This is a genomic window from Flavobacterium aciduliphilum (assembly GCF_003268855.1).
Lineage (GTDB): Bacteria > Bacteroidota > Bacteroidia > Flavobacteriales > Flavobacteriaceae > Flavobacterium > Flavobacterium aciduliphilum.
The window spans coordinates 41,660-64,233 of record NZ_QLSZ01000007.1 but is presented as its reverse complement, the minus strand read 5'-3'; the positions used below and the strand labels follow the sequence as shown (position 1 = coordinate 64,233).

The following is a 22,574-nucleotide window of genomic DNA, read 5'->3' as shown; positions in this document are numbered from 1 at the left end:
CAAACACAAAACACGAATCTACACGGATTTAATTTGTGTAATTTGTGGTAAAAAATATTTTTAGAAGCTGAAAGCGAAATGCACTAAAGTGCATAGTTTTAACTATTTTTGAGACCAATAAAAAAGCTCCAAAATATTTAATTGTTTGGAGCTTTTTAATCACACTTTAAGTTTTATTTCAGATCTTTCGATATCATTTTACCAAATGATTTTCCAGTTTTTGCAAATCCTTCACCAATTCTTGACTCATTACTAAAGTTACTTCCCCATTGATCACCTGGAGCATTTTCACTATTAACTTCAACTAAAACATTATTCTTATTTTTAGAATCAACTATTTTCAAATTCACTGAAACTTTAGCTGGTTGTTTCATCATTGCAACATCCCATCCTGGATAAATCCATACTACATCAACTAAAAGAGTATATTTTGTATCTTTAAGGTCTTCTTGAAAAACAATATCTTTCTCTTTTGAGACTGTTGCTGCCATTAACTCTAAGAATTTTGGCTGCCAAATACCATCTTTAGCTCCTTCCCATTTCCTTGCCCAACTATCACCCACACCACGAGTTTTTTCATTCAACTCATTTTTTCTGTTTTCAACATATTTACTTTCTGTCATATTCTCTTTCATAAGTAATAAATTAGAGTAATTAAACTCTACATTGACATTTTTTTCGCTTGAAAGAAATTTAAAATCTCCTTTAACAACTTTAATTTTTTGAGTAAAACCTACTGAAGAAATCAACAGTAAAGCCAATAAGATTGTTTTTTTCATTTTTTACTAGTTTATTAGTTTTCCTCAAATATAATATAATTTCAAATCGTTTCAATTATATTTTAGAATATTTATCAAATATTATTATATAAAGTTTATGTAATCAAAAACCACTGTTTATTTAACAATTTTTCTGTTAACTCAGAATATTAAAAATTTTTGAACTCATAGATCTATTTTCAAAAGAAGAAACCGATTTTTAGAATTTTTAACATCAAATATTTTATAAAAAAACAACCCCTAAATTTACATTTAGAGGTTATTAACACAAGTGAACTCTATAGGCTTGTTTTCCAAAGAAGTAACCGATTTTTTAGAATTTTTTACATCAAATATGTTGTAAAAAAATAACCCCTAAAACTAAATTTAGGGGTCATTGGTACAAGTGAACTCTATAGACTTGTTTTCCAATGAAGTAACCGATTTTTTAGTGTTTTTCACATCAAATATTTTGTAAAAAAAATTACGGATTCAAACTAAACTGAACTTTTCCTATGAGAGTATTTAGTTAATAATTCAAATTTAGTACAATTACTAAAATTTTATCGTCAAAATTAGAAAATATTATAGTTTATAAAGTTATTTTTTAAATATAATGCGTCAAATTAAAATTTAATTTAACTGTAATTCTATAATCGAATTCCTAAAGATAGGTTGTCCAGCTAGAATAGACTGTCTTATAACTTTACCTACTCCATTTCCTTTCAATTTAACTTTTAAGCCCATGTTTTCTAATAATGCAACAGCATCCATTCCTGGCATTCCTTTTACATCTGGTACTGTATTTTTTTTATTTTGTGAAGCAGTAAAATACCGATTATAACTAAACTCTTGCTTATTTACTTTTTGATTCAAATCTTTAATCTCATTGGTTGTTGGAGAATCTGTAATAATCTTTTGAGCTATTCTTTTAAAAACAGGACCAGCAACATCGGCACCATAATAATTTCCGTTTACGGTACTCGGTTTATGAACCACTACAATGCAAGTGTATTTAGGTTGTTCTACTGGAAAAAAACCAACAAAAGAGGATATGTAATGTTTATCAGCACCTCCATTCACAGCATAGTTTCCTTGTGCAGTTCCAGTCTTTCCTGCCATAGAAAAATCCTTAGAATAAATGCTTTTTGCCGTTCCTATTTTGACAACATTTTTCAGTATTGATTTTAACTTATTAATGGTTTCATCAGAACATATTTTGGGATTAATAACTTGTTTATCAAACCTCTTTATAGTTTTATTCCATTCTTTAATTTCTGAAACAAATTGTGGCTTTACCATTTCTCCATTGTTAGCTATAGCATTATACAAAGTCAAGGTTTGCAATGGAGTAACTTCCACACCATAACCAAAAGCCATCCAAGGTAATGATAATCCATTCCATTGTGTAGTATTTGGTTGAGGAATAATTGGAATACCCTCTCCCTTTAGTGACAATCCTAATGTTTTATTCAAGCCCATGGTATTAATGCGGTCAACAAATTGCTTTGGATTTTTTTTGTAATTTTCATAGACCGCCTGAACCATAACAGTATTAGATGACATTTCAAATCCTTGTGCTAATGTTACTTTTTGAATCCCATCACGATGCGAATCAACAACATCTTTCCCAAAATAGGTAATCAAACCTCCTTTGCGGTCATATACTTTATTAGTATCAACTTTCTTGTCTTCCAATAAGGAAATCATATCAACAAGTTTAAAGGTTGAACCAGGTTCTCCTTTTTCCCTTACAGCATAATTAAGTTGTTCGTAATATTTTGAATCAGTTCCTTTACCCAAATTGGCAATAGCTTTCACATAACCAGTCTTACTTTCCATAACAATCACACAACCATGTTCCGCATCAAACTTTTTTAGAGCATCTAACAAAGCATGATGAGCAATATCTTGAATAGAAACATCAATCGTTGAAATAACATCATAGCCATCAATGGGTTCAACTTCGTTTTCATCTCTAATAGGTTTATATTCTCCATGTGCTATTTTTTGTTTTAATATTTTACCATCTTTCCCATTGAGATAGTTGTCATAAGACCCTTCAATACCAACAGATGTTGTATTTCCTTTGTTATCAATACTGGTATATCCTATAGTTCGCTGTGCAATATTTCCAAGTGGATAAGCTCGAATAGTATGTAAATCTGCAATTAATCCACTTTTATAGCTACCTAATTTGAACAATGGCATTTTTTTTACAAGCATGTAATTGGAATAATTTACTTTATTTTGAATAACAACATATCTTCTTTTCAGTTGTCTTGATTTTGCAAGTATAGAAAAATAATGCGCCTTTGATTTACCAAATAATTTTGAAAGCGAGGTTGACAAAGAATCTACTTTTTCGTTAAAGTTTTTTTCGCTTGGTTTTGTAGCGTTAAAGGCTATAGTATATTCCGGAATTGAAATTGCCAATAAGCTACCATCTGAAGAATAGATACTCCCTTTATTGGCAGGAACAATAAATTCTTTTATAGTATTTTGTTTAGCTAATTTTCTATAATGTGCTCCATGAACCCATTGAATGTTAGTTAACTGTACAATAATTCCAATAGCAAACAAAAAGAATAATATCGCAAAAATATATATTCGATAGGTAATAGTAAGATTGTTTTCAGTCATTGCTGTTATTTTTATGTATCAAACCACTGTTGCTATTAGAAAGGTAAATTATCAATATCTATTTTATAAGGCTTAATTACAATTTGTTCTCTTTTATTAGGAACTTCTACTTCGTTTTTTAAATCAAAACACTCCATAAAATTTATAATTTCTGAATTTTTAACTTCAACAACAAAATCCATATAAAACCCTTTATTTTCATCAAGAAATGTAAAACCAGAACATCCATTTTTACAACCGTAACAAACCCCAGGTATTGTTTTTAAATTATGAATTCCTTCAGCTTTTAAGCGTTCAAATTGATTTTTAATAAGATTGATATAATATGATTTTGTAACTCCATCATAATAGTTTTTATTACTCAATATTGTGTCTAATCCTTCAATATCAAGCAATGAAAAGTGATAGGCGAAAGCAGCTTCTGTATTTTCTGTTTTTTTTACATAAACAACGTCCCCCATTTGCGCCAATTGTTTCAAAAGTTTTTTTTGCTCCGAGTTCATCTAGAAATAGTTCAAAATGGTAAATCAATGAATTCATTTCTTTTTTCAAGAGAAAATGTATTTAAAAACAAGTTAACAGATGCTTCTAATTCTCTTTTTTTACAAGCCCCACATTTTCTAAATCCGAGTGCATCCATAAAAGTTTCAGCAAATTCTAGTGTTGGATTAAGTTTAACTCGATAATATTCAATTAATAATTTTTTTAAAGGGACTTTAAATTTCATATGATAGTCTTTTAAAAAGATTTTTACTTCATGATCTGAATATCCTGTATTGTTGTTATAAAGAGAGGTTTCAGAAAATGCACATGCAGAATATTTACCAAAAATTCTTAAGATAGAAGTATTTTTTCCAGAAGCATAAAAATATCTTCCAGCTTCTTTTATTAAAGAATCTATTTCTTTTTCAAGTTGTTCTAAAGAATAGTTCTTAAAATCGGAAAAACCAGAATTTTCATAGCTAATGGCTTTGGGATTGTATTTTATTTTAAATGCCAATTCAAGTCGCATAACAAAAGCATCTGGTCTTTCAAGCAAATAACGATTTTCGATAAACCAAGTTCTGAATCGTTCTATTTCCGCATCACCTCTTTCTATAATTTCTTGTGGTAGTTCAAAATTGGTAAAATCGGAATGCAATCTTGGGCAATCTTTTGAGGTATGATAAGCAGGCTGCTGTTCTTTATAAATATATTTTTTCGAATCAAAAACTATCATCGGATTATATATTTCTTTGAAATATTTTTCTGGATTTTTAAATAATTCTTGAATAGCTAACAAGCTATTCTCTTCATTTTTACTGAAAATATGCAGTTTGTGTTTATAAACTTCACCACTAAGTTGGATGTTTTTAAAATTATTTCTGTTAATAATCTTTTGTGCGTTATGAGAAGTAATGTATGCTTCCATGATTCCTATAATTTATTATTTAAAATTCAATTGATTTAAAACCTACGAAATCTACGAGATATCCTTTTTTTCTAACCATTGTTTCACCATGTGTTAGGCAATAAAGACCAACAGCTGCATATAATGCTTTGGCATTATGTGCTTTTGATCTATTGAATACTTGAAGTGCTATTTTTTTATCATAATATAATTCAGTGCTTTTTCCTGCACCAGTTGTTATCATCACGAAATATAATATTTCATTTTTTCGGATAACGAGTTGTGGATTTTCATTTATATTTAACGAACCTGCAACAATTTCATACCCTTCTTTTTCAACATAATTAGAAATAATATCAATACCAAATTCATGAATTTCTTGATTGGTCATAATTTCATTAAGATTTAAAAGGACTTCATTTTTACACTCAATTTCTTGATGACTATCAAGTCCTTTTCTTCTGGTTTGATTTCTAAATAGATTAAAAACAGAATTTTTTATTGTATTTTTTAATTTCATTTTGAAACTCAATTTTTTAAAAAATGTAGTATCTATTGTCTCAAAATACTATTTTTCACAGAAGTCAAAAACATGATCCGGTCTTTATGAAACGTTATGGCGTTAGATGTCCTACTCAAAGAAATGGACATATTATCTATATTAGCTCCATAAACGCCATTCACATAAGCCAAAGGAAACGGAATGGTTTTCTGTACTAAATCTAAAGTAGATTGAGGCACCCCAACATCGTCTTTTTCTGGTATCAGATTGTATATCGTGGTTACGATGATGCCATTTTTAATACCTACCACAATCTCTCCAATTCTTCTATTAAAAAAATATTTTTCTGTAATTGCACCAATGTATTTATAAGTATGAACACCAGTTGCAGAGGAAATGCCTAGTAGTTTAAACTGGGTGGATTTTGGAGTTAATCGATCTCCCAAATAAAACTTTTGAGAAAAAGAGTGAACAGAAACAAACAATAATAATGCTAGAATAATAGTTTTACTTTTCATCAGTGTTCGATTTATTTTTATTATCACTTCTAATCAATAATATTCCGGGTAAAAAAAGAAATAAACCAAGTCCAATAAGAGCTCCCACAAGTTCCGGAAAACTATGAATGCCAAAAATTGATAAATAGCGAAAAAAAGATACAATACCAAGGATAATAAATCCGATTCCAAATAATGTTTTCATGTGTTTTAATTTTTATGTTGATAAATAGTTTTGTAGAAAGTCGCTCTTGCTACTATTAGTTAATAGCCAAAATGGAAAAAGGTAACCCTAGAAATTGAAAAAATATTTTTATTTTTTATTCTTTAGGTTCGAAAATTGAAAAGTATCGAGCATTATAGAAAAGGCAGGTGTTGTTTCATCCAAATAGGTTTCGATAGAACACGCATCAATGGTCAATATCCTTGTGCCTTCACTGTAATAAAATTCTTTATGATACAATTGCAATCCATCCTGAAAAGGGGTCAATAGGTGAATATAATAGCACTCTTTCAAGCCGACAAATACAGTTCCTCTTTTAATTACTTTTGCAGTTCCGTACACAGCATTAAACTGTTCTTCCATTTCTTGATTAGTGGTAGCTTCCATTTGTTGTTTTGCAGTAAGTTTCGTTGCCGTTGGAAACGTTTTTATAGAAACTATAAACGAGTTCCCTTTACCATCTACAATCTTGGCATCCACATCAGGATTAAATATTTTGTCTTTCACATGCCAACCATCCGGAATGATAAAAGAGTAATTGTATTTAGTACTAGTGAATTTAGTTTGACTGAAATTGATTGTAGGAAGAAGAACCAAAAGGAATAGTAGTTTATGAAGCATAACTTTGTTGATTTAACGAATGATATTCTAAAATTTAATCTATATAGTAGTAAACGTTTTCTCTATAACATAGGTTCTCATTTGCATTAATGCAGGAAGAAATGCAGCGTATTCAAATAAATCAAAACTAATTTCAGGATTTGGTTCTAAAGGTTGTTCATAGAAAAGAGTGTAGGTTTTCAAAAGCATATACCCTTCTTCTTCCGGGTCAAAAAATCTAATAATTTCTTCTATATACGTTTCAAATCTTGAATTTACAAAATTGGCAAGCGCTTCATTTGTCATCGGAATATTGTATACTCTAGCCTGTTTGAATAAATTTCTGAAAAAATCTTCTTGCATGGCCTCATATTTTTCAGGATAATTGGATTGATATTCTTGCAAGGCAATCAACGAATTGAATAACAACACTTCAAATTTTCCAAAGTTGGTCAAATCTTTATAGGCTCTTTTAATCTCAACGATACCGCCAAAAGCTACCATAAATAACTTTTCTCCGTCTGATTTTTGATGTAATGTTTGTCCTAAAGAAGTAGTAGAATTATAATGCCTTTTAAGTACTGCAAACTGAGCTATTTTTGTTGCATCTTCTCTGGATACCGTACATTCTGAGTTTCTGAGAATGATATCGGTTAATTCATTGCCATTGGTAAAATTTGAAGTAAAGTAAGATATCACCGCATAGCAATAAGCATATTCTGTAGCCTCTTTAGAATATTTAAAATTTAATAATTGGCGCACTTCTTGAATCTCTTGCTCTTGTTGTTGTCTTCCTCCAGGAAATATTTGTTTTCGCAACTGATTAATTTGTTCTTGTTGTTTTCTTTGTTCTGGTGATTTAAAGAAGTCGAATAATCCCATGATAATTGTTTTTAAGTTTGTTGAATGTACTTTAAATTGGAGTTTAATTTCCTCCTACAATTGTTTATACATAAAAACAAAAAAGGTAACCCTATGAATTATTTTTAACTAAATTATTTTCTATCAAGATTTAGATTAATTCATTACATTTGTTACACTTTAAAAGCAGTAAAATTCCAATTACTATGAACACAAAGAAAATTTTCAGAAGAGATTATAACCAAACTAAATCACTGGTGAAAGCCGGTAGAATAAGTGGAGAAAATGCCGTTCGACGTTCCAAAGCTTTAGATTTAGTAGTAACTTATATTGAAAATGGAATTGTATATGAGGAGCTTCCTGATGGTTCAAAAAAACAGATAGAAGTATTAGAAAGAAAGCCGGCCAATATAGTTTTAGAAAAAGGAATGGTATTTCATGGCAAGTAATAAAAGAGTTCGAATATTTGCGGGTCCAAATGGATCAGGAAAAAGTTCTTTATTTGAAGCGTTTCAAGATACTCATAAAGAAAAATCAGGTTATTTTATTAATGCCGATCTCATAGAAAAAAAACTACTAGATTCTTCGCTGCTTGATTTGAAAAGTATTGGTTTGGTTGCAACCCAAACCGATTTAGAGAATTTCAAAAAATTGCCGAACTCACAATCACTTATCAATAAAGCAAAAACAGACGGGCATGAAATAGATGTTCATATCAAAGAGAATTGCATCGTTGACAACTCTATTGGCTCTCATAGTTACGAAGGTTCTTTTATCGCTTCCTTCATAAGATATTTACTAGTAGCACAACATAAATCCTTCAGTTTTGAAACGGTGATGAGCCATCCTTCTAAAGTAGATGAAATAAAAGAAATGGTTCAATTAGGCTATCAACCCTATTTGTATTTTGTGTGTATTGATAAACCCGAAGTTAATATTTCAAGAATATCCAACAGAGTGAGCCATGGCGGGCATGATGTGCCCGATGTAAAAGTAGTAGAACGCTATTATAGAACTCTAGAATTGTTATCTTCACTGTTGCCCCTTTGTTACCGCGCCTACTTATTTGATAACTCTGGCAAAAAAAACCAATTGATTGCCGAATGCTACAAAGGCGATTTAGAACTAAAAACCAGTACTCCGCCACAATGGTTTATAGAATATGTTTTGCCGCATTTTGGGTAAATTATAACTTTTTTAGTTATTGTACTTTTTCAAATCTTAATCATATTTCTTGATATGCAATATATTGAGTAGTATCTTTGTGAAAAAAAGAATATGACTCTTCAAGAAATACATTCTGTTTTAAAATCAAGAACTTTTAAATTGACCAATCATAAAAGGGAAAGTTGTGAATTACAATTCACAGAAATTTATGTAATTAGAGATAATAGAATCATTGCTGAATATGAACTAAAAGAAATTAGTAATGAATATGCTATTTCTTTTAGTAAAGTTGTAAATGGCGATTTAGCCAACGTAAAAAATATTTTATTGTTAATTGATAATTTCACAACAATTTTAAATTTTGATAGTTTACAATTACAGCAAATAGGTAGAATTGATTGTTTTTTGATTGGTGTATAACTCAATAAAATTTATGAATGATAAAAGGTAAATTAAAAGAAGAATTAAATGAATTTGAATTAGAAATACAAATGCTTCTTGGTAGTCATCATGAAAGAACGGGGTATATTTATTATTTTGAATTACTACATGAAACGTTTACAAGAGCAGTAAAACATTTAATATCAGATTCTCAACAATTTAAAAAGGATTTGTTAAGTGAAGATAAAGAAAATAGTCAAAGCTTAATTCAATCTAATGAAAGTGTTTCTAATCCATTAATTCAAACATTATATAATTCCTATTTTATTACAGTTCATTCTGAATTAGAAATTATGTTAACTAAAGTTAATGAGATTGTTAAAAGAATTTATGATTCTTCTTTCCCTAAAAAGACTATTGAAATGTTAGATGTTGTAAATAATAAAAAACAAAAAATAACAGAGCCTTTTATAAAAGATACAATTAAACGGTACACAATATTAATAAGTTACAACTTTGTCAGAAATGGTATTATTCATCCTGTAAATGATAAAAATAAACCTGGATTTGAAGAATTAGAAAAATGTATAGATGAAGGAAAAATTATTAATTTAGATATTATTGATTATGAATTTAAGGAATTTGACGATGAAGAAAATATAATTATTGCTGAAATAGGATTTAATTATTTAATTACAGAAATAGACTTTATCGTAAAATATACAGAAGAAATAATTTCTTTTTTCCAAGATTTAATTAGTAATTCTAAAAAATATAGAAAACGAATTTCCTAAATTTATACCGAACTCTAAATATAAATATCCTACACAATACCATTAATAGTTTAATAATACAAATATATTATGCAGTTTAAAACATCAATATTACTCTGTTTTTTCATTGGTATATCTTATGGACAGACTAAAAATGAAGTATTAGCACAAAAAGTTTTTAATAATATTACTAATTCTGTCGGAAATAATTTTCCAAGTCCTCCAAAATTAAATTTCATTAATTCTGTGGATAAAATTGCATATACATATAATGGCAGTGTCTTTTTAGAAAAAAAAGCTCTCAATTTACTTTGTAGTTTTGACGATAGTCAAGATGCACTAGCATATGTATTATCGCATGAACTTGCACATCATTATTTAAATCATACTTGGATGAAAAATATCGGATTTACATATACATCGGAACTAAAAAACCAATTAAACAAAGATGTAAAATCGATAAATAATAGAAAAATAGAGGAAACACAAGCAGATTTATTTGGTGGTTTTTTTTCACAAATCTCTGGATATAATTCTTTAACAATTGCAGAAAATGTTCTAAAATTATTATACAAAAATTACAATCTTCCCGAAACAATTGAAGGATATCCAAGTTTAACGGATAGAGAAAATATTGTTAAAAATAACTTAGAAGAATTAGACAAACTAAGTATTGTTTTTAAAATGGGGAATTTAATGGTCGCTACTGAAGATTATAAAAATGCTTTAAAATGTTATGAGCATATACTCTCAAAGAAATTCACAAGTCGGGAAATTTATAATAATCTAGGTGCTATTTATTTAAAACAAGCAATTGATTTTGACGATAATTTATCTAAATATTCATTTCCTATACTTTTTGAAGAAAACACTAGAGCCACAACTAAAGATATTTATCGTCGATTTGATGGGTTGTCTGAATCAAAAATAAAAGATACGATAATATATCATCTGAATTTGGCTGATGATGCATTTAATCGTTCATCTGTTTTAGATAAAAATTTTATGAAGCCTAAAGTGAATTTATTAATAAGTGAATTGATAAACAATAAAATTACTAAAACGAACCTAGATTTAGATTTTGGCAAAAGACTAGAACAATTAAAACTAAGTATTACTGACGAAAATGACATTAATTTATTGTCATTTTATTTAGGTTTAGTACCAAAGATTGATGAGAATGAAAAAATCAAAAAATCTAGTATTATATCAAAATACAATAAAGAAGTATTTCATAATACTACATCATCAGATTCATTACAAAATTTAAATGTAAAAAATGAATTCTCTAATTTAATAAATGAATTGAAATTTACACATTTAAACAAAGTAGATAAAACCATATCATCTGGTGATGGAATTAATATTAAAATTAATAAAACTACTAATTATGAAGTTTATGAATATAATAAATCAAAATATTTTATTGAAGTTTCAAAAGCAAACCTTAGTAAAATTAATGGACTCAGCGAAAATTTAGATAAAGATGCAATTTTTACAAAATTTGGAAAGCCTACATCTATTTACAAAATAAATAATTTGTTATACTTGAATTATTCAAAAAACAAATTTGTTATTGTTTTATCAGAAAACCAACTTTTGGAAATAATTTATTACAATTAGTATTTAAAGCCATTATTTTTGCTTACAATTTTCTTTAATCAAAAATTCTATTTCTTTCTTTTTAGTAGGATTATCTTTTATAGACTCAAGTGCATTTTTAAGGTCCACACACATTGAGTCTAAATCATTAATTTTTTTACATAAACTAGCTCTATATAAATATAAATCTACTAAATCTAAAAGATTTATTTCTTCAAAATCAAGAATATCATTATCTGGATTAGGATTTTCTATATATTTCTGAATGGCAATAGAAACTTCAATAATGGCTTGTAAAAATTTATTTTGGTTGTCATATATTAAAGACTTTTTATAAAATGGTTGGGGCTTTTTATTGTCTTTTTTTATCACATAATCAGCTTCTTCAAGTGCTTTTTCATAGTTTTTAATTTTGATATAATAATTTATTCTATAAATATAGCCTTCAATATCTTCAGGATTAAGTTCAATGGCTTTATTATAATCTATTAAAGCATGGTCAACATCATTTAAATTAAAAAGATAAAGTATCGCTCTATTTGTATAAGCTTCATTAAAATTTGGTTCTAATTTTATTGCATAGTTATAATCATCAAGCGCTTTATTAAAATCTTTTAGTTTTACTCTATATAGTATACCTCTTCTGTTATAATAGCTGGCATTTTTTGGATCTAATTCTATTGCCTTATTAAAATCAGACAATCCTTTTTCTACATTATCTAAATTAAATGTATTCAATACACCTCTGTAAAAATAAATTTCAGCATTATTATTCTCTAATTCTATTGCCTTATTAAAATCTAACATTGATTTTTCATAATCAATTTGATACGATCTGTAAAAATCACCTCTATTTATATAACCAAAAGAACTTTTTGGATTTAACTCAATATCTTTATTTAAATATTTAAGGGCTTGTTCATTATTTTTTAAGTAATCTAGATAAATTAATGAAATATTATAGTACACATCTTTATCTCTAGGGTTAATTTCTATAACTTTTAAATAATCTGATAAAGCCCTATCATATTGTTTTAATTTATTATACAAAAATGCTCTTGCAAATAACCAACTTGATTCTTTTGGTTCTAATTCAATTGCTTGAGAATAATCGGCTAGTGCTTGGTCATATTTTTTTGCTTCCTCAAACAATTGACCTCTATCATAATAAAAACTAGCATTATCTTGAGCTAATTCAATGGCTTTGTCATAATCTTCTACGGCTTTAGTATAATCTTTAATATTAAAGCGATACAAATCGCCCCTACCTGAATATCCTATAGGATTTGAGGGTGTTAATTCAATTTGCTTTGTATAAAACTCAAGCGCTTTTTCATAGTCTTTTTTATAATCTTTATATAAATTTGCGACATTATAATAAGTATTAGAAATTGTGGGCTCTATATCAATTACTTTAAGATAATCGGACAGCGCCTGATCATATCTTTTTAGGCTATATTGAAATAAAAAAGCACGAGCAAATAACCACTCCGTTTCTTTTGGCTCTAATTCTATAGATTTATTGTAATCAAGTAAAGCTTTGTCATATTGTTTTAATTCATTTTCATAAAATTGACCTCTATAAAAATAATTATTTGCTTCATTTGGAGCTATTTCAATTGCTTTATTATAATCGATAAGTGCTTTCTCGTTGTTCTTAAGTTGATTTTGATATAAAAACCCACGATTTCTATATCCCATAGGGTCTTTTGGGTTTGATTCTATTTTCTTACTTAAAAATTCGAGTGCCGTTTTATAATCTTTTAAATAATCTTTATATATCAAAGCAACATTGTTGAAAGCATTTGTTTGCTTTGGGTCAATTTCGATTATTTTTAAATAATCCGATAATGACTTATCATATTGTTCCATTTCTTCATATAATAATGCACGATTAAATAACCAATTAGATTCTTTTGGATTTAATTCAATAGCTTTAGAATAATCTGCAAGTGATTGGTCATATTGTTTTAATTCCTGAAACAATTGACCTCTACTATTATAATAGTTTGCATCGTCTGAAGACAATTCAATGGCTTTATTATAATCTGCTAGTGCCTTTGTATTATCTTTAAAATTAAAGTGATACAAATCACCTCTATTTGAATATCCTAGAGGGTCTGTGGGTGCTAATTCAATGTTCTTATTATAAAATTCAAGAGCTTTTTCATTATTTTTAAAATAATCCTTATAAATAAGGCCAATATTATTTGTGGCTCCAGAAGATCTAGGATTTAATTCTAATACTTTTAAATAATCAGTTAATGCATTCTCATATAATTCTAAACTAAATTGATACAAATATGCCCTTGAAAAATACCAAGACGGATTATTTGGTTCTAAAACAATAGCTTTATTATAATCAAATAAGGCGTTGTTGTATTGTTTTAACAAATTTTCATATAATTTACCCCTTGAATTATAGTAAATTGAATTATCAGGTGCTAATTCAATAGCTTTGTTATAATCTAATAGAGCTTTGTCATATTGTTTTAAATTTTCAAATAATTCAGACCTACAGAAAAAAGTATTAGCATTTTTCGGTTGAATTTCTATAGCTTTTTCGTAATCCAATAATGCTTTTTCAAATTGATTTAAATCTCCTTGATATATATTTGCTCTTAATAAAAGTGCTTTAATATTTTTAGGATCAATCTGCAATATTGTGTTACTTATATTTAAAGCTTCTAAATATTCTTTTTTTTCAATTAGTTCCTTTGCCTTCTTAAATTGAATTTCATAATTACTTTGTACCAAATAAAAGCTATTACCTGTAAGTTGTGTAGCTTCCACGGGTCTTTGTGTTCCTTTGGTTTTAGCTAATACTTCGCTTCTAACATTTCTAAAAACTTGATCTATACTTATATTTTCTATCAGCATATTTTTTGCTAAACTTTCTGTATATATACTGTTTTCATTTTTTCCATCAGCAGCAGTTTGACCGACATCAGTAGAAAAAGCAATAAGTGAACCTGTTGGTGGGGGTATTTTAGCAAGTCCACTACCTTTTAATGATCTAGTTTTATTCCAATTTGATTCATATGGATTATCTCTACAAGCATCTAGTATTAGAATATTAACTTGGTCTGTTTTACTTTCCAAATATCTCAATATACTTTGAACGCTTACTCCAAAATCTTGAACATCCAATTCAGAGTTATAAATTTCCTTTGTTGGTAATAAAAAATTTTCATCTTTTACTTGTACTCCATGACCCGCATAATAGATAAACCCAACATCATAACTTTCTCGTTTAACCCCAAAATCACGAATTACATCCAAAAGTTCTCTTTTTGTGGAAAGATTGTACTTTGCAATCACTTCAAAGCCCAATGAATCCAAAGTTTTTGCAATTAATTTTGCGTCATTTACGGGGTTTTTCAACTCTCCTTTTTCATAGTTAGAGTTACCAATAACTAGAGCTAATCTCTTTTCTTGAGAATAGGAAAAAATAGATAAAATAAATAAATAGATAATTAGTAATTTCTTCATGTTATTCATCACACAAATTATTCAATACTTCTAAAAGATCTAAATCAGTTATTTTTTTATAAAGTTGAGGTTGCTTAGCAACGGTCAACTTAAAAAAGTCGGCATCTCTTTTAAAATAATAAGTTTCATCATAAAGTACTATAGCATTTTCTTTAGCAGTAACCGAGACATATAAAACCAATGCTTTACCATCAAAAATATATTGTTTTTCTTTTTCATTTAGCAGCACCAGTTCTTTTTGTAGCGAAGTTATAGTATCTTGTATGGCTTTGGCTCTTGAACCATAACCCAATTTATTTTCTGGAAACTCTTGTTCAAGCATTTGGCGATATTTTTCTATGGCTTTTTCAATTGAAATCTTTCGGGCTGCTTGATTATTTTCAACAATTTTAATTTTAGACGAAGTTGGAGCAAATCCTAATCCACTTTTAACTACAGTAGCCGTTTTAGTAACCGTAGTAACCTCAGCCAGTGCTTCAGAAGGAATTTCAGGAGTTATAGTTTCTTTTTTAACCGGAGCAGTTACCACATTAGTATCACCAGGTTGAACAACATTGTTATCAGTATTAAATTTAAAATACATAATTCCAGCTGTCAAAACAATACATGCTGCAGCAGCATATTTTATCCAAGATAAAGAGAAAACTTTAGGTTCTTTTTTAGTAGAAACAGAATAAACAGGAGCTTCTTCCGAAATAACTAATTGCTCATCCCAAGCATTCATTTTTTCTTTGAGAGCTTCACGTTCTTTTTTGGTAATAGCTAAGGCAATAGCATCATCAGAAAGCTGAAAACTTAGTTTATCAAAAGCATTAGGAAGTTCCGTTTTAATGCGTTTACGCTCCACTTTCTTAATGGCATTTTGTAAATCAGTAAAGAAGCGCACCTCTTTTTCAAAAGTGCTGTTTTTGGACGTAATCAAATAATCAATAGCTTCAGAACTAATTCCTAAAACATGATTTTCAGCCAACTCTTTTATAAAAGAAATGTAAACAGTATCTAATTTAGAAATGATTTTCTCGGCATCTTTCAATCCCAAACTATAAATAGCAGCATATACTGGTTTAGCATCCTTTTCAAAATCAAGAAAGGCAGTAGTAAACGTTTCCCAAAAAGCTATATTAGCTTGGTTGATATCAAAAATGGCATCTTTCTCCAATTTTGGCAACAACAAACTTTGTACTATGTCGATAGCTAATTTCATTTTTATTGATTCAATTCGTTATAAGCAATTTTTTCCAATCGTTTTTGGCATTTTGCCTTTTGATTTTTAGTAGTATCTGAATTGGTATATCCAAATTCAGTAGTCAATTCATTCATTGATTTTTTGTGATACCAAAACAAAGTAAGCAATTCATAACAATGACCTCCAGCAGCTTTCATCTTTTCTAAAGCAGTTTCTATTGCCAAAAATTGTGGTTCGTTGGAGTGATCTACAGCATCCAAACTATCCGTTATAGAAGAATTATAACCATTAGGGTTTTCATCATCGTCATCCTCGGAATTATCTTCATAGTCAGTGGTCAATTTACTTTTTTCAAGAGTATTTAATAATTGGAAACGGCAAACAGAATTCAAATAGGTTTGAAAAGAAGCGGTTAGAACAAAATCACCTTTTACTATTTTTTCATAAAGTATAATATTGGCATCTTGAAAAACATCTTCCAGTTCATAATCACTGATTTTTCCGCTTGTCATTTTCCTCATAAACCCCAGACAATTAGTTTTACATCGTTTATAAACGATACCTAAATAATCGGAATTCTGTTTTATTTTAACTAACAACTCCTGGTCAGTAAGATTTGAAAAAATGTTTTTGTCTGCCATGGTAACCTCTATATTTGTATATAAAATCTTAAAGGCAGCAATTTAACATTTTTTTGTCACTTTAGAAATGATAGAACAAATCAATCTCTTTAGTGATAAAGAGATTGATTTGTTTAATATTGATTTATCTACTAATATACGTTTTGTTTCCATTACTATTTACATAATATGTACCGCCACGTGGTCCAGTATAAACTGGTGTTGAATACGTTGGAGTGCTGTAAGAATAAGTAGTACTTGGTACATAAGTATCCGCAGGTTTAGTTCCATAAGACCCTGTGTACGGATTAACATTTCCAACCGTACTGTAATTGTCATTACGAGTATAATTAGGAGTAGTTCTGCGGTAAGGTTCAACATAAGTGCCATTACTGTTGGTGTAACCCGAAACATAAGTAGAGGTTTGAGCAAAAGATGTTGCAGCTGCAAACAAAAACGCGATAAAGAAAAATGCTTTTTTCATGATAATAAAATTTAAATTGTTAATGATTAATTGTTTTATACTAGTTAATAGTGAAATTATAAAAAGGTAACCCTTGATTTTTTGATTTATTTTTTTGGGAAGAAATAAAAATAATTTAAACTTCTAAAAATATTTGTGTGAATTAATTTCTAATCATTGTGAAATTCTATCATATACCCCTCTGCAATTAGTATTCTAAAACAAGTATCATCATCAAATAATTGAATTGCTAATTTTTCACCATCTTGGTCAATACACTCAACTATCTGGTATCCTTCACCTGAATTTGTTTTGCCAGCTTCGACACCACCAATTTGATGTAGAGTCAACGTATTTCCTGAAGAGTAATAAATAACAATATCTTTAACCCCTCTAGGATTAAAAACAACTGTAACATCAGTTTTTTCCCATGGTTGTAAAATTCCATCTTTTTTTGAAATCATTGAGGTGTACTTCTTTACAAAAGTCTCTTGTGAGAACATTGAAGTGCTTAATAATAGTAGTAATCCTAAAAATATTTTTTTCATAACAGGTGTGTTTTTTTTAATTTTAAATAATTTATTTATAACTATTAATACAGAAATTATAAAAAGGTAACCTAGTCTGAGTAAATTCTTTTAAAAAAAATCTTTTGGATATTATTTAAAAATAAAAAGACCGTCAAAAAGACGGCCTTCTCAAAAAAAAACTTCAACTTACTTATCAATTTTAACATCTAATAATTTTAAATCTCCCTTCATTGTCCCTTTATATACTAACACGTCTAAATTTTCTGGAAGAATCGTAAATTCAAAATAGGTTCCTTGTGGTTTATAAACAACGAATAACTTAATTTTAGCAGTACCTTTCTTGTCATCGTAACTATTAGAGTAACTCCATTGAAAATTATATAAATCATATTTATATTCTGTTTCTGTATCTGGCTTTCCTTCTTTCGTAATAGAATAAATTCTTCCAAAACTTTGAGACTTGGATTTTTCCCAATAGTTTGACAACATTATTTCTTCTCCATCATTTGATTTATAAAGAACCAAATAAGCATTTTCTTCTAAGACATTAGGAGTAAAATCAGAACCATTATCACGTGCATCTTTTATCTCAAAAATAGCAATAGCTTTTTGATCTTCTTCTTTGCTTTGAGCGTTAATTACAGTATAACAAACGCATAAAATAATTGTAATTATTGTTTTAAAATTTTTCATATATTATTAATTTGATATTTAAATTATATTTTTCCCTTTAAAGTAGAACACATGGTAGAAATTGAACCATTTAAAATAAAAGAGGCATGATTCACTCCTGATTGTTTCAGCCATTTATTCCAGAAGTAGGTTATTTTTTCAGTTTGTAAAATGTCATTAGCTCTCTTACCTGAGATTCCAGCAACTATCCAATTTGTATTTTTATCCAATTTTATTGGTAACAATCCATATTGTTGTGAATCTGAAATCTGTTTCCATTTAGAAGTAGTCAAATCATTCAAAAAACGAGTGCTGGTATATTGATTTTTATCTTTAATTACGTGAGCTTGACTTTCAAAATCAAAATAACCATCTGTAAGAATTAAAATTTTATTTTCATAACCTGATTTACTTAGTTCCATTCCGTTATCGTGAAGATAAGCCCAAATATCAACTCCAAAATATTTATTAGAAGTTGTGCCAAACAACGCATCTTTCTTAAGGTTTTCAAGGATTTTAGGCAATGCTTTTGATAACGCTACCAAAGATTTATTTTTAGCAGCAAAATCAGTTTCATCAAGATACAATTGCAATAAATCCTCATAATGATTCACATTTAATGGACTATTTTTCTGGGGTATGATTTTAATACTAAATCGGTCTTTAGAGGAAATAACTAAATTTTTCCTCGCTTGTTTTTCAAAAGATTTGAAGGTAGTTTCTATCAAAGCAAAATCTTTATCTAATTGATCTGAAACTAAAATTCTATCACTTAAGTCCAACAGAACAATATAGTTTACAGGTTTTTTATCTATTTTCACTTCTTCATATCCGCAAGAAGTAAACAACAATAAAATAGAAGTAAATAATATTATATTTTGATATATAGTTTTCATAATGTTTTTAAATTTAAATTTTTAAGAGATTTTAATTAGCACTTACTGTTAGATGAAATTGTGATTGTATAAATTCATTAAAAGTTTGTTCACAAAGGTCTTTCTCGTTTATAAATTCAGTAGTATTGTTTAAATATTGTTGCCAACCCATATAAAAACTAGTCAAGTTTTGAGATAAAGCATCTGGATTCTGCATACGTTTTTCTAATTCTTTTTTCAATTGTTCCAATTGTGACATAATCGCTTTTAGTTGTGTTTCTAATTCGATAATTCTAGTTTCCAAATTACTCAATTCAATTCTCAAAAGGCTAATTTCTTCTTTCAATCCTTTGATAATGATGTTCGCTTTAATATCTGGAGATTTTTTTGTTTTTTCCTTTAACATCATTTCAAACATATAGCCCCAAACTAAATAGGCTGCAAATCCAAATAACAATACCAAATAGAAGTTGATACTGGTATAAAAATACCATTCTCCATCAGAAATTCCAGCCATTATTTTTAAGTCATGTAAACCTTTATCAATTTTATAAGCAAGCATACTATCAGCAACTAAAGCTCCAAAAAGTGATAACCCAATATAATAACTCTTGTTTTTACCTTCTATGTTATGAGGAATAAGTCCAATAGCAAAAAACAAGAAAGCACCTAAATAAACAATCAATAAAATGGGAGATGCTGTAAAAATTCCCTTAACATCAAATATTGAATCCAGATAAAGCGAGATATCTCCTCCCGCATTAGCAATCAAGCTACTTTTATTTCTAAAAAAAGCAGCATAAATAGTCGAGGCATAAAAAAATAATAAGTAAAAAGAGAGTATGACAACCAAAGTAGAATACATGATAAATTTAATAGATTCATATCCTGTCTGCAAGGTTTTATCAGCAAGATCAATTCTAGTTTGCTGAATTTCATCGTTCAAATCTTTAATTTTTCTTTCAATAGAAGGTTTTAAAACTTCAATTGCAGTTTTTTTATCACCTTCAATTTTCTCTTTTTCTTCATCTTTAGAAAGTATTTTATTTTCTGCTTGCTGTCTCAAAATTTCCACTTCATTTTCATTATAAGTTTCATCAACAAAATGACCATCTCTAATCCAATTGAGATGTGTTTTCAACGAGAGCCAACTACCTAAATTTTGACCCGCTCTCTTAAAACCAAAGTCTTTAAAGCTTTTTACTCGTTCAACTTTTTCTTTTGAAATAGTTTCGAGTTGATTTTGTAATGTTTCATTTGCAATTCCTTCGACTGCTTCTAATTTTTTGTTTGTAAGTTCCATGATATTTGTTTTTTCTTATTAATAGAGATAAAACAAAAAGGTAACCTTAGAATGAAAAATATTTTATATAATTTTTGAAACAATGTTATCTATTTTTCTTATTTCTTATTTTGTTATTATAGTTAATAAATAACTAAACAAAGTTTTCCATGATAATACCGACTATTGATTTGAAACAGTTGATGTATTGACAGATAACATTAAACTTAACTGCATGTTGTAAAATCGATAAAAAAGTTAATTATCGATAATTTTCAGTAAAAACTAATCATAATCAATATCAACTAGAAACAATCAGTGAAAATCAGTTATCAATGATTTTCACTGATTGTTTTGTTTTAGTTCAAATCTTGTGTTTTCCTTTTATTTTCTTGGTGATACTGATAAATTTCATAGGATATAACACCAACTATTATAGTAGCTAAAACACCTATAATAACATACGTTGCAATCTTTCTATTTTCTATTTTTTTTGGTGTTGGAATTTGACCTATTTCATAGGCTAAAACATCTGGAGACAACATTAATTGCCTTGGGGTAAGTGTGTTATTTTTCATTGTTTACCGAATTTATTATTACTTGATTTGTTACTGGGTCTAATCCAAAAATTATATCCTTTATAATATGAAATGCAATATTTGGACTAAATGTTCTATCTATATATTTCTGAGGTAGATATTTTGGATCAAATCCAAATTTTAGCAGTTTATCAAAATCTTCTCTAACAACACCTGCATCTATGTACCTTTTTAGTATTTTATAGTTATTTGCCAACCCTTTTTTTTGAGCAATAAATTCAAAGTTTTCTTCACATCTTCGTTTATGCCCATGATGGTTTCTGCAGTAATCACTACAGTATTCTCTTTTAGAAGATTTATAATCTACTATTTCAACTCCACAATCAGGATTTTTACAAATTTTTACTGGCTTTTTCATTTTTGTTGTTTTAAAAAAGCAAAAATACAAATTATTTTTTTATTACATATTTGTTATATGTTTATTTTTTAATACATTTGTATTGTTAAATAAATACTAAACAATATGAATATTTACGATTATTACCCAAGGATATTTGAAAAGAAAATTCCTTTAAGTCTCTTAAAAATACCCTCTAGAAATTACAATCATTGGAAAAAAGAAAACTTGGTTTATTCTTCAAAAGAAACTAAATCAAAAAACATTGAAAAGAGAGAAAATGTCTTTTTAAATGTATTTGATGCGCTTTGGTTATTTATTGTCAAAGAATTGAGAGAGTTTAATGTTGATTTTCCAACCATAAGAGCAGTAAAAGATATCATGTACTCTAATATCGAATTTGACAACGAAAAACTAGATTCCATATCAACTCAAGAATTTGCAAATTCAATACTAAAACATGTACCTGAGGAATTAAAAGATACTATTAGACCTCTTTTGCTTGATGGTAGCTTTTTGACTTATTTTGATAAGATTATAGACGAAAAGAATTATATCTTATTTCAAAATATTGGAGGAGTGTTTTCTGACATCTTATTAAGAGATGTTTCCGTTTCATTGATGATTAAAAAAAAGGAAGAATTTGTTGAAGTATTTTTTATAAAGAATGACAGTAATAATTTTAATAATAACACTACTCTAGCAAATCTTATTTCAAATTCTATTATTAATGATACTTTTATAAACATTCCTTTAGTACCTTTAGTTGCAAAAATGTTTGAAGATTCAAATTTTGACAAACACAATTTTCAATTTTATTTTTTTAATGAAAATGAGAAAAAAGTTGTTGATGCGCTAAATGATGATTTATGTAAAGAAATAAAAGTAAACAAACATCAAAGTGGTGACATTACATTAAACTTAACTTTTGAGGAAGATGTCAAAAACCAAAACGCCAAAGAAATTAGAAGAATTTTAGGAATGAAACAATATGAAAAAATAGAAATGGTTTATAGAAATGATAAACACTTAGTGGTAAAAAACACAAAAAAAGAAATATTAAAAAAAGAACAATAATGTCCTAAGTAATCCTTAGCACGTAACTACCTAAAAGTACAAAA

General features: G+C 28.1%; 25 protein-coding genes. 6 read left to right on the top strand and 19 right to left on the bottom strand.

What is annotated here, in order from left to right; all coding sequences use genetic code 11:
• Positions 1 to 173: 173 nt before the first annotated feature.
• The 9 genes from CLV55_RS08640 to CLV55_RS08600 all read right to left on the bottom strand — a co-directional run bounded on the left by CLV55_RS08640 (position 174) and on the right by CLV55_RS08600 (position 7,495).
• Positions 174 to 779 (bottom strand): hypothetical protein, encoded by a 606-nt coding sequence (locus tag CLV55_RS08640; protein ID WP_112113356.1) that lies wholly within the window; start codon positions 777 to 779, stop codon positions 174 to 176.
• A 612-nt stretch (positions 780 to 1,391) separates the two neighbouring features.
• Positions 1,392 to 3,401, bottom strand: coding sequence for a penicillin-binding protein (locus CLV55_RS08635; protein WP_112113355.1), 2,010 nt, complete (start codon positions 3,399 to 3,401; stop codon positions 1,392 to 1,394).
• Positions 3,402 to 3,436: 35 nt separating this feature from the next.
• Entirely contained in the window at positions 3,437 to 3,862 is a 426-nt protein-coding gene (locus CLV55_RS08630; protein WP_146739556.1) for a hypothetical protein, read from the bottom strand.
• 53 nt (positions 3,863 to 3,915) lie between these two features.
• Positions 3,916 to 4,812: a hypothetical protein gene (locus CLV55_RS08625; protein WP_112113353.1), complete on the bottom strand. Its 897-nt coding sequence runs from the start codon at positions 4,810 to 4,812 to the stop codon at positions 3,916 to 3,918.
• Between the two features lie 19 nt (positions 4,813 to 4,831).
• Positions 4,832 to 5,311 carry a hypothetical protein gene (locus CLV55_RS08620; protein WP_112113352.1) on the bottom strand — a complete coding sequence of 160 codons (480 nt, stop codon included), beginning with the start codon at positions 5,309 to 5,311 and terminating at the stop codon, positions 4,832 to 4,834.
• A gap of 32 nt (positions 5,312 to 5,343) precedes the next feature.
• Complete coding sequence (locus CLV55_RS08615) at positions 5,344 to 5,811, bottom strand: hypothetical protein (RefSeq protein WP_112113351.1); 468 nt, start codon at positions 5,809 to 5,811, stop codon at positions 5,344 to 5,346.
• Complete coding sequence (locus CLV55_RS08610) at positions 5,801 to 5,995, bottom strand: hypothetical protein (RefSeq protein WP_112113350.1); 195 nt, start codon at positions 5,993 to 5,995, stop codon at positions 5,801 to 5,803. Before CLV55_RS08610 ends, CLV55_RS08615 begins: the two co-directional genes overlap by 11 nt.
• Before the next feature lie 108 nt (positions 5,996 to 6,103).
• The gene (locus CLV55_RS08605; protein ID WP_112113349.1) at positions 6,104 to 6,634 is read right to left on the bottom strand and encodes a hypothetical protein; all 531 of its coding nucleotides are present in this window, start codon (positions 6,632 to 6,634) and stop codon (positions 6,104 to 6,106) included.
• A 39-nt stretch (positions 6,635 to 6,673) separates the two neighbouring features.
• Complete coding sequence (locus CLV55_RS08600) at positions 6,674 to 7,495, bottom strand: hypothetical protein (RefSeq protein ID WP_112113348.1); 822 nt, start codon at positions 7,493 to 7,495, stop codon at positions 6,674 to 6,676.
• Between the two features lie 185 nt (positions 7,496 to 7,680).
• On the opposite strand from CLV55_RS08600, the gene CLV55_RS08595 reads away from it, so the two are divergent.
• The 5 genes from CLV55_RS08595 to CLV55_RS08575 all read left to right on the top strand — a co-directional run bounded on the left by CLV55_RS08595 (position 7,681) and on the right by CLV55_RS08575 (position 11,418).
• A complete protein-coding gene (locus CLV55_RS08595) occupies positions 7,681 to 7,923 on the top strand; it encodes a hypothetical protein (RefSeq protein WP_112113347.1) in 243 nt (80 codons plus the stop codon).
• Positions 7,913 to 8,659: a hypothetical protein gene (locus CLV55_RS08590; protein ID WP_112113346.1), complete on the top strand. Its 747-nt coding sequence runs from the start codon at positions 7,913 to 7,915 to the stop codon at positions 8,657 to 8,659. The genes CLV55_RS08595 and CLV55_RS08590 overlap by 11 nt, the downstream gene beginning before the upstream one ends.
• A 93-nt stretch (positions 8,660 to 8,752) precedes the next feature.
• Positions 8,753 to 9,061 carry a hypothetical protein gene (locus tag CLV55_RS08585; protein WP_112113345.1) on the top strand — a complete coding sequence of 103 codons (309 nt, stop codon included), beginning with the start codon at positions 8,753 to 8,755 and terminating at the stop codon, positions 9,059 to 9,061.
• Between the two features lie 17 nt (positions 9,062 to 9,078).
• Positions 9,079 to 9,816 carry a hypothetical protein gene (locus CLV55_RS08580; RefSeq protein ID WP_112113344.1) on the top strand — a complete coding sequence of 246 codons (738 nt, stop codon included), beginning with the start codon at positions 9,079 to 9,081 and terminating at the stop codon, positions 9,814 to 9,816.
• Between the two features lie 69 nt (positions 9,817 to 9,885).
• Positions 9,886 to 11,418, top strand: coding sequence for a M48 family metalloprotease (locus tag CLV55_RS08575; RefSeq protein WP_112113343.1), 1,533 nt, complete (start codon positions 9,886 to 9,888; stop codon positions 11,416 to 11,418).
• Between the two features lie 12 nt (positions 11,419 to 11,430).
• On the opposite strand, the gene CLV55_RS08570 is transcribed toward CLV55_RS08575, so the two are convergent.
• The 10 genes from CLV55_RS08570 to CLV55_RS08525 form a co-directional block, all read right to left on the bottom strand.
• Entirely contained in the window at positions 11,431 to 14,889 is a 3,459-nt protein-coding gene (locus tag CLV55_RS08570) for a tetratricopeptide repeat protein (protein ID WP_158527030.1), read from the bottom strand.
• 1 nt (position 14,890) lies between these two features.
• Complete coding sequence (locus CLV55_RS08565; protein ID WP_112113341.1) at positions 14,891 to 16,093, bottom strand: hypothetical protein; 1,203 nt, start codon at positions 16,091 to 16,093, stop codon at positions 14,891 to 14,893.
• Between the two features lie 2 nt (positions 16,094 to 16,095).
• Positions 16,096 to 16,716, bottom strand: a complete 621-nt coding sequence (locus tag CLV55_RS08560; RefSeq protein WP_112113340.1) for a sigma-70 family RNA polymerase sigma factor — start codon at positions 16,714 to 16,716, stop codon at positions 16,096 to 16,098.
• Between the two features lie 124 nt (positions 16,717 to 16,840).
• Positions 16,841 to 17,179 carry a hypothetical protein gene (locus tag CLV55_RS08555; protein ID WP_112113339.1) on the bottom strand — a complete coding sequence of 113 codons (339 nt, stop codon included), beginning with the start codon at positions 17,177 to 17,179 and terminating at the stop codon, positions 16,841 to 16,843.
• 149 nt (positions 17,180 to 17,328) lie between these two features.
• Positions 17,329 to 17,706, bottom strand: a complete 378-nt coding sequence (locus CLV55_RS08550; protein WP_146739555.1) for a hypothetical protein — start codon at positions 17,704 to 17,706, stop codon at positions 17,329 to 17,331.
• Positions 17,707 to 17,874: 168 nt separating this feature from the next.
• Positions 17,875 to 18,381 (bottom strand): hypothetical protein, encoded by a 507-nt coding sequence (locus tag CLV55_RS08545; RefSeq protein WP_112113337.1) that lies wholly within the window; start codon positions 18,379 to 18,381, stop codon positions 17,875 to 17,877.
• Positions 18,382 to 18,404: 23 nt separating this feature from the next.
• Positions 18,405 to 19,256, bottom strand: coding sequence for a hypothetical protein (locus CLV55_RS08540; protein WP_112113336.1), 852 nt, complete (start codon positions 19,254 to 19,256; stop codon positions 18,405 to 18,407).
• Between the two features lie 31 nt (positions 19,257 to 19,287).
• Positions 19,288 to 20,538 (bottom strand): coiled-coil domain-containing protein, encoded by a 1,251-nt coding sequence (locus CLV55_RS08535; RefSeq protein WP_245902699.1) that lies wholly within the window; start codon positions 20,536 to 20,538, stop codon positions 19,288 to 19,290.
• 338 nt (positions 20,539 to 20,876) lie between these two features.
• The gene (locus CLV55_RS08530) at positions 20,877 to 21,095 is read right to left on the bottom strand and encodes a hypothetical protein (protein WP_112113335.1); all 219 of its coding nucleotides are present in this window, start codon (positions 21,093 to 21,095) and stop codon (positions 20,877 to 20,879) included.
• Positions 21,085 to 21,474: a hypothetical protein gene (locus CLV55_RS08525; RefSeq protein ID WP_112113334.1), complete on the bottom strand. Its 390-nt coding sequence runs from the start codon at positions 21,472 to 21,474 to the stop codon at positions 21,085 to 21,087. Before CLV55_RS08525 ends, CLV55_RS08530 begins: the two co-directional genes overlap by 11 nt.
• Positions 21,475 to 21,579: 105 nt before the next feature.
• On the opposite strand from CLV55_RS08525, the gene CLV55_RS08520 reads away from it, so the two are divergent.
• Positions 21,580 to 22,530: a hypothetical protein gene (locus tag CLV55_RS08520; protein ID WP_112113333.1), complete on the top strand. Its 951-nt coding sequence runs from the start codon at positions 21,580 to 21,582 to the stop codon at positions 22,528 to 22,530.
• Positions 22,531 to 22,574 lie beyond the last annotated feature (44 nt).